The 14,386-nt window shown below is 43.3% G+C and carries 11 protein-coding genes; 6 read left to right on the top strand and 5 right to left on the bottom strand.

The genetic code is table 11. The features are described 5' to 3' along the window. Positions 1-139 precede the first annotated feature (139 nt). Both KSW37_RS09765 and KSW37_RS09770 read right to left on the bottom strand, forming a co-directional pair. Positions 140-1,393 (bottom strand): type II toxin-antitoxin system HipA family toxin, encoded by a 1,254-nt coding sequence (locus KSW37_RS09765; RefSeq protein WP_217314338.1) that lies wholly within the window; start codon positions 1,391-1,393, stop codon positions 140-142. 2 nt (positions 1,394-1,395) lie between these two features. Further along, positions 1,396-1,716, bottom strand: a complete 321-nt coding sequence (locus KSW37_RS09770) for a helix-turn-helix domain-containing protein (protein WP_217314339.1) — start codon at positions 1,714-1,716, stop codon at positions 1,396-1,398. A gap of 339 nt (positions 1,717-2,055) precedes the next feature. Between KSW37_RS09770 and KSW37_RS09775 the strand changes: the two genes are divergently transcribed. The 6 genes from KSW37_RS09775 (at position 2,056) to KSW37_RS09800 (ending at position 5,933) form a co-directional block, all read left to right on the top strand. Then, on the top strand, positions 2,056-2,634 hold the full coding sequence (locus tag KSW37_RS09775; protein WP_217314340.1) for a hypothetical protein: 579 nt from the start codon (positions 2,056-2,058) through the stop codon (positions 2,632-2,634). A gap of 304 nt (positions 2,635-2,938) precedes the next feature. Further along, positions 2,939-3,508 (top strand): hypothetical protein, encoded by a 570-nt coding sequence (locus KSW37_RS09780; RefSeq protein ID WP_217314341.1) that lies wholly within the window; start codon positions 2,939-2,941, stop codon positions 3,506-3,508. Further along, positions 3,498-4,076, top strand: coding sequence for a hypothetical protein (locus tag KSW37_RS09785; protein ID WP_217314342.1), 579 nt, complete (start codon positions 3,498-3,500; stop codon positions 4,074-4,076). Before KSW37_RS09780 ends, KSW37_RS09785 begins: the two co-directional genes overlap by 11 nt. A 61-nt stretch (positions 4,077-4,137) precedes the next feature. Continuing rightward, entirely contained in the window at positions 4,138-4,746 is a 609-nt protein-coding gene (locus KSW37_RS09790) for a hypothetical protein (protein ID WP_217314343.1), read from the top strand. A 114-nt stretch (positions 4,747-4,860) separates the two neighbouring features. Further along, positions 4,861-5,385 (top strand): hypothetical protein, encoded by a 525-nt coding sequence (locus KSW37_RS09795; protein ID WP_217314344.1) that lies wholly within the window; start codon positions 4,861-4,863, stop codon positions 5,383-5,385. 11 nt (positions 5,386-5,396) lie between these two features. After that, positions 5,397-5,933: a hypothetical protein gene (locus tag KSW37_RS09800; RefSeq protein WP_217314345.1), complete on the top strand. Its 537-nt coding sequence runs from the start codon at positions 5,397-5,399 to the stop codon at positions 5,931-5,933. A 65-nt stretch (positions 5,934-5,998) separates the two neighbouring features. On the opposite strand, the gene KSW37_RS09805 is transcribed toward KSW37_RS09800, so the two are convergent. The 3 genes from KSW37_RS09805 to KSW37_RS09815 form a co-directional block, all read right to left on the bottom strand. Then, entirely contained in the window at positions 5,999-8,686 is a 2,688-nt protein-coding gene (locus KSW37_RS09805) for an alpha-d-galacturonidase (protein ID WP_254368616.1), read from the bottom strand. Positions 8,687-8,863: 177 nt separating this feature from the next. Next, positions 8,864-12,850, bottom strand: coding sequence for a family 78 glycoside hydrolase catalytic domain (locus KSW37_RS09810; protein WP_217314347.1), 3,987 nt, complete (start codon positions 12,848-12,850; stop codon positions 8,864-8,866). A gap of 39 nt (positions 12,851-12,889) precedes the next feature. Continuing rightward, entirely contained in the window at positions 12,890-14,350 is a 1,461-nt protein-coding gene (locus KSW37_RS09815) for a glycoside hydrolase family 140 protein (protein WP_254368614.1), read from the bottom strand. Positions 14,351-14,386: the final 36 nt, after the last annotated feature.

The following is a 14,386-nucleotide window of genomic DNA, read 5'->3' on the forward strand; positions in this document are numbered from 1 at the left end:
ACAAAGACGTTTGGAGATAGTTTTTGTAACTATTTGCATAAAGTTTATGTGTTTTAGAATTACAAAACATGAAATGATAAAGATTTAGAAGAAGTAACCCTAAATATAATGAAGTAATTACGAATATTACTTCATTATATTATAGGTTAAGTTTAAATCTCTCCTTAAACATAGCCATTTCTCTTGCAGGAATCTGAAGCTGAATCGCCAAATTTTCCCATAGATCAACGGCCGTTTGAACCTCCTGAATAATGTTTTCTGCCTCCTCCCTCTTAATCATATAACTCTCGCACGAATCAAGCAGAACATGGATATCAGCCTTGTTTGAAGATTCATTGATCAGAAGACTCTGATATTCATTAAGAGTAGGGTTCATATCATAGGCAGGAGAGAGAGTCCATCCTTTTGGTGTCAGCAGAAAGCCATGGTTTCTGAAGTGGTCATCAGAATTACCAATACAAATGTTGAAGGCAACCCTTCTGTAGAGTTCCTGAAGATTTTTCTCTACGTTGCAACAACCTTGGAGTATGAAATCAACTATATCAAGATAACCATAACCACCTTGGGCATTATCACCATCCTTTAATCCTAGCAGAGACATGGATGACGCAAAATGTATTCTCTTGGCTTCATCTGTTCTGTCAAAGCGTCTGGACAGGAGTGTGTGATATTTTCCTAGTCCTCCCAATGTCCTGGTTTGAGCAGCCTGGATTCCTGCCTTTTGGGCAAGAAGATGAGAAAAATGTTCCCAAAGTCCTGTGTCATAGTCATCTTTTCGCGAAGGAAACTTAGCAATACATAGATTGCCTTTTTCATCCAACACACCAGCCTTAGGTCTTGCGCCACCCAATGAGGTACCAGGTTGGATAAGCTGTGCTATCCATTTTTTCTCGGGCAACACATCATTCTCTTCGGATTTTTCCACTTCCTGACTGGCATGAATCAATTCTCTAATCTCTGTTAATGGGGGAATCTTGAAAGATGGTGACATATTGATATAATCACCTTCCAATTCCCTTTTAAATCTAAAGCCACCCATTCTGGAGAAGTCATCTATGCCCATGAGGTAATCGAATGAAGAAAGTGTTCTGACAGCTCTTTTTTCTTCAGCGGCCTGTATCTGTTCTCTTCTTTTAAGCAAGGTACGTCCCCATCTATCTGGCAATGCATCAGAAAAACATCCGAAAATATCACTTCCTGGTTGGGTGTATTGCATGCCTGGATAGTTATTGATGTCCTCCGAAAGCTTAATTCCGCCATAAATCTTAAGCCAGTTTTCATCAACCTTAAAGGCATAACTATCAGAGCCGCGCAATTTCTCATAACACAACTCCCCTATCAACTCCGCTTTGTCGAGCCAGTTAAAATCTGCGAAAACAAACAGTCGTTCCATTTCTATCCTTTTTTAGTTGCTCTTTGTCGGTTCTTCAGTCCTATATCCTGCAATGCCCTTCCGAGTTTATCATCCTTTGCCAAGAGCAAGATGTCATCATCCAACTGAAGTGCATAGAGTACACGCAGGTAGATTCCGATGGAAACCGTTGGCAATCCCTTCTCCACCTTGCAAAGTGTAACTTCTGAGCAGGTTGCTCTTTCTGCAACTTGTGCCATGCTCAAGTTGCGGCGTAATCTGGCAAGCTTGATCTGCTCCCCCACGATTTCCATTTTCTGTATCAACTTCCTTGGAAGTTTGTTAGCCATTGTATTCTTTGCCATAATCTTAATCCAAATTATAATATGCAAATATAAACAATATACTTCATTTTAAGATGGGTTAGCCTAAAGTTTTATAGATAATTAAGAATATATTTTCAAAGAAACAGGTCCACTTATCCTACTCAACTCTTAATACAAAGAAAACAGCACCAGTTTTTCTTTTGAATTCATTTTATTTTAGTACAAATTAATTTTAAATCTTACAAAGACAAAGACGTTTGGAGATAGTTTTTGTAACTATTTGCATAAAGTTTATGTGTTTTAGAATTATTAACCATGAAAAAACATACATTACAGAAGGAAAAGGGTATATTTGCAGCAACTTAAAAATTACGACACATGAAAAATAGAACATTATTTATAATAGGAATTGTACTGATGGCACTTTCTTCTTGTAACAACAAATGCAAGAATGTGCCTTGTCAAATTATTGTTTATGACGAAGCATCTTCGACTAAAGCTTATCTCATAAGTTATAATGGAAAAGATTCTATTGAAACTATATGTGGAGGACTTTCTTTCAATATTATTAGAAGATTACACTATAATCAAAAAATCAACACTGAGGATATTTCATTTAGAGAAATTTATCTTCACAAATCTCAAAAGATAACCAGAAAGCAGAACGATAGTTTACAAACTATAATCTGCCAACTTTTATCAAATCCCACAACAGATACCATCCCGATTTTGGCAAGAGATGCTACATATCTATATATTGCATTAGAAAATCAACACACCAATCTACCTAAAGGGTGTATAAAAGATAAAAGACTCATTAAACTGTCTGAAAAACTTATAGAGTATTCACCCCTATATATCAATACTTATAGTTGGTTTTGGTTGGGGCCAGAAATAGAAGAGCAGATGATACAAGAATACAAGCAATATTTAAGAGAATTTTCTGTAATGGATTAAGGCGTAAACATACAACATAACTGAACTTTCAGGGCGTGTGGAGTTTACATGCAAAACTTGAAATAGAAATAAAAACCTCGCCAACAAAACGAAGAAAGGATAGATCATAACACATGATTTGTGCTATACTCTATCCTTTCCTAATATCTCAACCGTGATGAAATCTTACAAATTCAAAGACGTTTAGAAATCGTTTTTGCAACTAATAGCATAAAGTTTATGTGTTTTAGAATTATTAACCATAAAAAATCACACATTACAAAAGGAAAAGGGTATATTTGCAGCAACTTAAAAATTACAGACAATGAAGAAATATATATTATTTATCACCATCATATTTATTTCCTGTGAGCATCATATAAGCAATGTTGACAAGAAGAACTATAACTATGGCATTGACTCAACAACGCTGACTCCCCAAGTAAAAAAGATTCTATCAGAGTATATCTTACAATATCCTCAATTTGAGAATCTTATTCTTGACAATGAAATTTCCATCAGAATGCCCCTTCCCAACAGAGAGGCTAAAGAGTACTATTATTTAGGACCAACCTATATAGGCGAACAAATTGGGGAAAATTTGAGTTACCTGTTTCCTTCTATTTCGTTCTCGTTCCAAGGAAGAAGAATCTTCTTAAAGTCATCAATTGACAATATGACGAATCAAAAATCCATTAAAAATGATTATAAAAAACATTTGGAAATCAAAGGAATAAGAAACAACATTGGAAAATACTATTGGTTGGTATGTATTCCAAACAATCAACAAGCATATATCGTCACAAAGGATATAGAAAAAAATGAGATTCCTATTTCTAAAGAAATCCAATACTTCAAGGCTTCAACTATAAAACATACAACACATGAAAAATAGAACATTATTTATAATAGGAATTGTACTGATGGCACTTTCTTCTTGTAACAACAAAAGCAAGAATGTGCCTTGTCAAATTATTGTTTATGACGAAGCAACTTTTACTAAATCTTATCTTATAAACTATAATGGAAAAGATTCGATAGAAACCACATGTGGTGCCCTATCTTTCGATATTACTGATAAATTAGTATATAATCAGGAAATCAATATGAAAGAGGTAAGATTTAGAAGAATTTATCTTCACAAATCTCAAAAGATAACCAGAAAGCAGAACGATAGTTTACAAACTATAATCTGCAAACTTTTATCAAATCCCACAACAGATACCATACCACTTTTAGTAAAGGATGCCACCTATATATATATGGGGCTTAAAAATCAGCATATAAACTTACCTAGAGGACATATAAAAGACAAAAATATAATAAATATTTCAGAAAAACTTATAGAGTATTCACCCCTATATATCAATACTTATAGTTGGTTTTGGATGGGGCCAGAAATAGAAGAGCAGATAATACAAGAATACAAGCAATATTTAAGAGAATTTTCTGTAATGGATTAAGGCGTAAACATACAACAAAAGTTTATGTTATATTATAAAATTCTTTTCAAAATAAATAAATATGAAACATTTGTTATTAATATTTATTGCATTACTCTTTTGTCAATGTACAAACAAAAAGAACGATGCTCTTTTAAAAATTAAAGAAATAGAATCGTCTTATATTGATGATTCTATCAAGGATATTATTAAGCAATACATGCAAGAGTATCCACAAGATAGCAGTATGGTCTTATTTTTTAATTTGCCAGTTGATTCTATTCGAAATCAAGAATACGGACTTGCAGACTACTTCACTTTAGGAGAATTTGATATCCCTAGGTTCGAAGCAGAGATTTCAAAATCTTATGCTTATATACCATCATGTTATTTTGTACTAAACGGCAGAAAGATTTTCATTGTTCCCAAAAGCAATGTTCTACTAACACCCAAATTTACAAAGGATATATTTACAAGCAATCCATGGTTGAAAGATTATTTTGATTGCACAAGACATAAGGCATGGCTAATTCAACACAAGATTAACCACGATAAAATCCATGAAACAAATAAAGAATACACTGTCATCAACAAACATGTCGAAACTCTATTAGGTATAACCATAATTGAAGAAACAGAAACTTTCCAGCAAATTCTCAAAAGAAACAAAAACGTACACAATGAAGAATAGAATTATAACCGAATTTTCGTAAGTGGTTCAAATACGGCTAGGAGCTTTTGCCCTTTTAGGGAATGTGGAGCTTACTTGCCAAAAATCTGTTAATCCATTTAAACATCATAAGAAATGAAACATATCTTATTTATCACTTTCGTTTTATCCATTTGTTTCTGTTCATGCAACAAAAACAAAAGTACTACTCGTCTTAAAGAATTAGAGGTTACAAACATCGACAAGTCCTTTTTAAATATTATAAAAGAATATGAAACAGCTTATCCTAACGATAGCAATATTGTGGTTTTCTTTAATTTAGAGTCAGATCTTTCCACATACTATGGCAATGGTATATATTTCACCATTGGAGAATTTAGCATTCCACATTTTGAAGCTAACGATATGTTCAAAAACAAGTTCTTACCATCCTTTTACTTTCTTTTAAAAAACAAAAAAGTATATGTAGTATCCTCATCAAACACAATATTACATCCCAATTATCCAAGTAAGGTTCTTGCACAAGACAAATGGCTGAACCATTTTTTTGATAAAACCAAACATACCGGATGGTTAGTCAAATATGATTATAAAAACGGATATAAAATAATCAATAAACAGTGTGACGTTTCTACAGGTGCACAAGATATACCATTTTAAAGATAAAAGACATGAACTATAAGAATATTATCGTAACCGTAATAATGATACATTTGCTTTGCCAATGTACATTGAATAATCGTCATTATGAAAGAGTGGCTACAGAATTAAATTCCTCTGACATTGACCAATCTCTCATAAATATCATAAAATTATATATAAAGAAGAATTCTAACATAGAATCTGTCGCATTATATTTCAACAATGAAATTGATGCCAATATAGCTAATAAATATGGTATAGGAACTTACTTTACTATTGGTGAACTTTATTCTGGGGGAGAGCTCAATCAAGTAAAGACGCTATCAAATATTCCATTTGAATATTTCTGTATCGGTGACAAGAGAGTTTATATAGTATCCGAAATAAATATCCTTTTCTCGAAAGAGTATCTTAAACACCAATATGAAAAAGTCTCCCAACGCAAGTCATCAAATATAAAAATACATAAAAAATGGCTAATAAAATATGAAGAAGATTGGAGCAGACACCCAGATATTAAAAGACACTATAAAATTATAAGAAACTCAGAAAATGACAACATATGAAAAAAAGGATAGAGCATAACACATAATTTGTGCCATACTCTATCCTTCCAATTATATCATTCTATTTAGTAGAACAGCCAATCAATCGCCTTGTCGGCACCTGAGAGACCGGCATCACGAGCGGTAATCTTATCGCTCGTAGCACCGAGCACAAGCAGGAAGCCCTTTGGCAGGAGCAGGGTATGCTTGCCGGCAGCAAACTCGTACTTGTGGATGTTGACCTGTGGCATGCCGTCGATGCGGATGGCACTGGTGAGCTGTGGCTCTGCCTGACCATAATCGTTGGCTGTGGCATCGGTCTCCAGCTTCGGAGCCTTGGCATATTTCATCTGGTCATCACGGAAATAACCTATCAGGAGCTGCACAGGCTTCTTGGTGATGAAGGTGAGCGAGGTAGACTCGCCACGCTGCTTGCTGCTGTTCATCACGTAAGCATTCATACCTGCCAACTCTGGAGCAAAATCGGTTACTACACTATCCAAATCGCTGAAGAGCTTGGCACCCTTGGCAATTTTCACCATCTTGAAATTAGCCTCGCCATTGATATTCTCCATCTGGAAAGCACCCTTCTGCAGGGTTACATCCTTCAAAGGTTTGATGTCCTCTGCCTTCATCTTGTAAGTACCCGCAGCCTGGGCCTTGAGCATGGCGATGTTCTTCTTCAGATTCGCCAGTTCCTGCTCATATTTCGGCAAGAGTTCACTCCAATGCTTCATATTGCCGCCATCACCTCCGATTGGGATGCGGCGCTGGGCGGTCTGCATCGAATTGGCATAGAGATAGGTATCCTTGGTAAGATCTACCAGCTGACGGTAATACTCCAGACTCTTTTCGAGCAGCGGAACGGCAGCATCCAATTCCTTGATATCCTTACCCCACTTATAGTTGAGCACATGCTGAGCCGCCTTCACCTTCCAGCCGAAAGCATAGGCAAAGGCACGGTAGCAATGCATATCGTTCTGAAGACGACGGAACTCATCCTGATTGCCGGTTACACGACTCGCTACGGCATCGATGGCAGCCACAGCCTTGTCGCCGTGAGCCTCGGTCTGAGCTACGATATCGAGTGGCAACTCACCCACATGAGGCTGATGCTTCCATTCCTTCTCTACATATTCGATGAGTTTCTCGCCCTCAGGACCGCAACTCTCATAGAAACCAGGATAGATGGTGTACTTATATGGATTCACCAGCTGACTCATGAACATGCCCAGGAGCAGCGTCTGACGGTTGCCCTCTGTAATACCGAAACGGCGGAGGAGCTTAGGCGCAATCTCGCCACTCTCATCGTATGCCTTGCGGATGCTGTCAGCAACAGCGGCATCAGAAGCATAGTAATCAGCAAGCACCTTATCCCAGTAATTACCCTCGGCAGCTACATCGCGACGGCAATTCCAGGCATATCTTCCCCATGTCTTGTACCACATCCAGTCGCGGTCCAACTGCTTCTCCCGCTGTCCGCCAGGCAATTTATCTGCCGTATAAGGCCAATCCCAGTAACTAGCCTGCGGATAGAGATGCAGGGCATTGGCGTGATGAACATCGTGCATCGCCGTTACCGCCTTCTGAACGAAAGAAGGAGATGACCAGCGGAAAGGTTCGAGATTGGCAAGGATATGTACATTGCTGATATGGGTAGAACCCAGGGCTGCCAAATCGGTATGAATCTTGGTCCAAGGACCGCGAGGCTGATAGGTGGTCAACGACTCTCCATTATACTTATGCATCGTATAGAGGTTCTTGTAGAGAGGGAGCGCTGCCTCCATCACCATCTTGCAGTCGGTATCGTGGGCACGGAGCAGGACAGGCGGTTCATCGGTTCTTCCCAAAGCCTTCAAGCCGTCCTTGACACCCGGAATGATGGTCTTGGTCATCCATTCCACATCATCCTCATAGGTATTCATCGCCTCACCGAGACAGACGAGCAAGCCTACATTCGGATATTTCTCGATGAAGGCAGCTACCGACTTGCGGGTATAATCGCTGATGAGCGGAGTGATAGGACGGTGACGGTCCTGTGTCTTCAAGCCATAATGATCAGCAAAAGGCTTGGAGAGGATGATGTTGTAGAACATCTGAATGACGAAGATGCCACGTCGGTCAGCCTCCCTGGTCAGGAACGAGAACATCTCTTCGTTCTTCCTGAAGGTAGCCTCATCCACTTCGAGGGCGAAAGGATAATCCTTCAGTTTGACGAGCGAAGCAAAAGGATGACCGTTCCAGAGATAGAGCGAATTCATCTTGTTGTCTACGAGCATATCGAGATACTGGATCCACTGTTCCTTGTCATAGAACCAAGGGAAGTTCTCTGGGGTATAAGGGTATTCGTAAACCTGATGGCCCGGCAGATAAACGGTTTTCTGCAAACCTACACAAGCACCACGGAGCACCATTTCAGGCGCATCCTTCTGCATTAGCGGCACATTGAGAGAACCATGCTGAGCCACGTATTCAGCGATTTCGTTGCAGCCGTAGATGACTCCCGAGCCGTCATTTCCCTGCAACTGGATCTTCTTTCCCTTGCGGGTCCATGAGAAACCTTCCTTCTTCAGTCCGGCAGTATCCTTGGCTTGCGAGAGCGAAATGCGATATTCGCCCTTCTTGCCGTTCACCACTGCAGAGAAGCCCAAACGGTTGAGCTTCTTCTGTAGGTATTCAGCAGCATACTGTTCCCGATTAGAAGCCTTCTTCTCGGTCAGGATATTTACTTTCTGGGCAAAGGATACAGATGGAATCAGCACGAGGGCTGCCATCACAAAAATCTTTTGTACTTTTATCATTGTCTTAGTCTTTGTTTTATAAATAAAGACGCAGTTTCCTTCTTTTTGTAATCAATGAAGGAACATTCGTTTGGGGGGTCTTAAAACAATAAAAGGATAGAGTATGATACGTTCATCGTACATATTCTATCCTTTTAATTTACTATTTTCTTATTTTATCTTTTTCAAATCCACTTCCTTATACGCCACTCTCTGGCGGCGCCAGGTGTAGATGCAATGCAGTTTGCCATCCTTTCCCTCGATGATGCCTGGATAGGAATACTGGTTGATAGGACTGTCCTCCAGGGTGAGGAGATGACGCCAATGGGTGCCGTCTTCGCTGATGGCAAGACTCAATGGTGTGCGAGGTCCCTTCTTGGTTCCCGGCAAGGTCTCGAAATTGTTGTAGATGAGCACGTGTCTGCCATCCTTCAGGGTGACAGCATCCGTACCGCTCTGGTTGTTTTCGATGTCGAGCAGGGTAACCGGAGTCCAGGTATCACCACCGTCGCTGCTGAAACTGGTAGCAAGTTTGGCATTATGGGTACGCATCAGAACCTGCAATCTGCCATCCTTCAACTTCAGGATAGATGGCTGGATACTGTAGATATATCTCGCCTTCTCACCCTCCTTGTAGATAGGATGCTGCATATCCACCGTAGCCGAATCCACATCATCGGTACGAGGCTTCAGTTCGGCATCTACCGGACCCACATACTTCCACTTTCTGGTCTTCAAGTCGAGAATCTCCACATGGAATCGCCAACCCTTGTTCTCGGTACTGGAACCGCAGATGAGTCTGCCGTTCACCATTTCCGGCTTGTTCTTGATAGGGCCGAGGAAACCGTCTGGCAAAGCCTCCGGATTACTCCAGGTCTTACCGCCATCCTTCGATTTCACAAGACAGCCCGTCCAGTCGCCAACCGTAGAACCCACCTTATAGAACAGCCATATCTCGCCATCCGGCATGGTATAGAGCACAGGGTTCCAGCAAGACTTGCGCTTCAGATTGGCAGGCAACTTGATATTGGCTGACTTAGAGCGGAAATCATATTTGTAGCCGGCAGGCACACCGAAACGGCGCAATCCATCCTTGATAGGTCCCTTATCAGCCGGAGTTGTCTTCTCATCGATACCCGAAAGACCCGCCTTCTTAGCCTCAGGAGTACCCAGGCGATAAACACCATCGGCAGCCAGGATAGGTTTCTCCCAAGCCTTGGCACCCTTCGGCTTGCGACTTACCCAGATGCAGACATCCGGATTGCGCTCGAAGGTACCGCCGAAGTAAGCAGCCACCAGGTCACCATTCTTCAACTGGGTGATGGTAGAGGCATGAGCCGATGGGAATCCGCTGTAATCATAAAGGAATTCATCCTTCAGGATGGCAGCATCGCGGGTAGGGATTTCTACCGAATAATGATAATCGCCACTACCCACCGTCTCAATCTTGCCATCAGGCAGATAGACATCGGCTGTGGTGTTGCAAGGCACGGTGATATCCCAATCCACATGCTGCAAGGTCTTCTTCCACTGGCTCTTCACTACTCCGTATGGAGTCTCGTAATCAGCTTTTACCGATTCGCAGTTCTGAATACTGAATTCCGGCTTCAGCACGATGTGCTTGTAAGCCACGCTGGCATCAGCCTCAGCCACCTGCTGCACGTTGACACCCTTCTGCTGGATGCCTCCCAGATACTGGTAGCACCAGGTAAGCAAGTCACCCAGAAGCATCACATGGTTGCCTGAATTCATCTTCGGATCAGCCTTGTCGCCATTCCAGAGTTCCCAGATGGTAGTAGCTCCGTTCTCTGCCATATAACCCCACGACGGATAGGTGCGCTGGGTAGCCAGGAGATAAGCCACATCAGGAAAACCGTTGTCGCTCAAACCGCGAAGAAGCCAGGAGATGCCGATGACACCGCAATTGACATGTTCCTTGGCATCGATGCAGATACCCTTCACTACCTGCTTGATGAGTTCGCTGCGCAACTCCTGGGGAGCGATACCGAAGGAGAGCGCCAGGAGATTGGCTGTAGAGGTATTGTTGCCATAATAGATGCTGTCTGGATAGAGCACATGACCCGGACGACGGGAAGTTCCTGCCTTGTTGGTGAGGAACTGCTTGTTGAAGGCTTCTATCATCCCGCTTCTGCGGTCTGCCCAAGCTTTCGCTTCTTCCTTCAAACCTTGCAAGTTGGCAAACTGCTCTGCCAGCTGCAGACAGCGGATCATATAAGCGGTGGCTATCAGCTTGCCATCGGTCTTTCGCTTCGGATCCTGACTGTGAATCAGTTCCAGCTTCTCCGGTGGTACGCACCAGTCGCCGTATTTATCCTTGGTGATGATGCCGTTCTTATCCGTATATTCTGCCAGGATATGGTTGATCCATTTCCTGATGGATGGATAAGAATCGATGATAGGCTGCTTGTTGCCAAACTGATGATAGAGCATATCACAGGTGAAAGGCAAGGCTGCCGGCCAGGTAACATCATCGGTATAGTAATTCCAGAAGGCAGGAGCCACATCCGGAATATTGCCATCCGAACGCTGGGCATCGCAGATATCGTGCATCCACTTGCTGTAGAGTCGCTCGTTGTCGAAAACGAAACTTTCACCCAATGAACCTACCGTACGGTCGCCCAACCAAGGCTGGCGCTCGTTGCGCTGCGGACAGTCTACCGGCATACCCTTGTAATTGCCGTAGATGCCCCACCATGCATTCTTCAACACCTTATTTAATATCGTATCAGAAGTCTCGATATGTCCGATGGTAGCCATCTCATCGCTCACGGTATAAGCGGTGAAATCCTCCTTTCGGGCATTCTTCATACCGGTAATGGCAGCATAGCGGAAGCCGTGATAAGAGAAGGCAGGACGCCAAGACTTCCCGTTCTCCTTGCCATTGCAGACATAAATATCCTCTGAGAGGGCATTGCGGAAGTTGTCGAGATACAGACTGCCGTCAGCCTGCAGTTTCTCTGCATATTTCACACGGATGGTATCACCCTGCCTGCCACGGACCTGGAAACCGATCCAGCCCGCCATATTCTGTCCGAAATCTACGATGAGAGTATCGTGGCGATGCTTCAGACTCACCGGATGACCGAATTCCTTCTCAACCATTCCCGCCATCGGCTGCGCCATCAGCGTACCGTCTGGAATGGCACAGCGCTCGGCTTTCTGCCACTGGCTGTCATCGAAACCAGCCTGGGTCCAGCCCTTCAACGCCTGTTCTCTGCGGGCATCATACTCCTCGCCATCATACTCGTTGTTGCTGCGGATAGGACCATCGAAGCTCAACTTCCATGTGTTATTGGTAGCCCAGGTTTCAGTCTTTCCGTTCTCATACTCCACCTTCACGTTGATGCGGCATTTCGGATAACCGAAGAAAGGCGTCTTGTATGCTTTCTCCAGTCGCATCGGAAACATTCTGCCGTTGCCCAGTTTGATGGCGATGGCATTCTTCTCGGTCAGGAGCGAAGTGACATCAAAGGTATTGTAATAGATGGTCTTGCGATAATCGGTTGGTGCAGGCTGCAATGCCTGACTGCCCCCCATACGCTGACCGTTGACATAAAACTCGTATACACCGAGTCCGGCAACATAAGCCACCGCCCGCTTCACCTTGCCTTTTGCCGCAAAGTCCTTACGGATATAGCGTGCTGCCAGTCGGGTATGCATGCCTTTCTGTTCTCCGGGCTGCAGGTCTTCCAATCCAATCCAGGTGCCGCTCCATTTGGTTTCACCGAGCAGTCCGATGGAAAAGAGCTGCGGTTCGGTCCATTCCGATTTACCTTTATTGGTAGTGATACGCACCTTCCAGTAAGCTTGAGTGCCACTCAACAGCGCCTTGCCCTGATAAGGAATCCACAGCTGTTCATCGCTGTTGCGTTCACCGCTATTCCATAAATCTGCCTCGTTTCTATCCAGTTTTTCTCTGGAAGAAGCCACCAGGATCTGATAACTCGTCTGCACCACGCCCTTCCTGTCAGAAGTAATCTGCCAGGAGAAGCGAGGGGTTGATGTTCCGATGCCCAGAGGATTCACCTGATTCTCCGTCCGCATCTTCACCACGTCAACATGACTGGCAGCGGAAAGCGGAAGTGCAGCCGACAGTGATACGGTCAGCAACACACTCATCAATATATTATTCTTCATTTGAATTCTTCACTCTTCGTTCTTCACTCTTCACTTTATTTATTCATTCAAATCTCTTTTCTTACCTGCCAGACTCTGGTCTTCTATCATCTTCTGGTCTTTCTTCAGATAGTCCTTACTGGCATCAATGGCGATGAAAACACCATCGCTGATACCGCGGGTAGCCTTCTGAGGAGCGAAGGTGATGACCTTGTTGTCAAACGCTCCGATATATTCCAGCTGTCCGTTGGCAGCATCCATCCACCATACGTTCTTTCTGCTACCCGAAACCTTGCGGAGGTCGAGTTTCATCGGAACACAGTTGTAATTGTAAACCAGCAGATAATCGTTGCCTCGGGTAGCCAGCAGACGGTTATATCTTTCACCGTTCTCACCGGCGATGATGCTCTGGTCAGGCACACGCTCAAAGTATGGCAGCGAGAGCATCAGGTTCTTGAGATGCTTCATCTGGTTGAATCCCGGGTCGTTGAGCGCCACATACCAAGGCTTCTCGGCTCCATCACTTCCATAACTGGTAGGATAGCCTGGCTTCAACATCTGCATGATGGCATTATGGCCATAGGTATGACCACAGGAACCGGCAAAGACACTCCAGTAGGCATAGCGGCGAACATCATAATCCTGCCAGCGCTCCTCGTTAGGATCGTGCAGTCCCTTCGGAATATCCTCGTAGCTTGGTTCGGCATCAAGCACAGGCTTGATTGGCTTATATGCCCAGGTAGAATCCACATACATCCAGTTGTCCTCCTCGGTATTGTCCGGGATAGGATAATCCTTGTTGCCCATACGCTGACCATACTTGCGGTGACCGCTCTGGAAGGTATGGAAATCGAGCCATTTTGCCTTGCTCCACCATTTGGCAGAAGTATATCTGCCACGAGGATGATAGGTCATGAGATGGTTGTGGTCGATGCTCTTGATGCTGGTAGCGAGCGACTCCCACACTTCAGGATGGATATCGCCCTGGATATCGCCGCCCATCACCCAGATGATATTAGGCGAATTCTTATAGCGGTTGGCAAGGAACTTTCCGTATGCCTTAGCCTGCTGTGCATTGATATTCTCTGCCTTTACCTGAGAACCCCAGATGGTTACCATGCCGATGTAGATGCCGTTCTGTTCGGCAAGTTTGATGATGTAGTCGAGATGATCCCAATAGCTGTAAACACCTGCTGGGTCTGCCTTCGACAAATCCCAACCGGCAGGGAGCGACTGCTGACCGTAGATATTAAAAGAAGGTGTGCCGTCCATCACCTGGATGAGAACGGTATTGAATCCCGCTACACGGCATTTCTGAAGATAATACTGTGCCTCGGCTCTATCCAGACGTTCCGGCAGCAGCCAGCCGGTATCACCCAACATGAAAAACGGCTGTCCGTTTTCAAACTGGAGGAATCGCTGGTTGGCAGAAACCTGTAATTTACCATTAGCCCAAGGCTTTTCGTTTTTTGCGGCAGAGGCTGCGGTAAAGATTCCGCAAGCCAACGCCAATGTTATCATTATTTTTTTCATTTTCTAAAGGAGTTTTGATGTTAA

The organism is Segatella copri (assembly GCF_019127135.1).
GTDB lineage: Bacteria > Bacteroidota > Bacteroidia > Bacteroidales > Bacteroidaceae > Prevotella.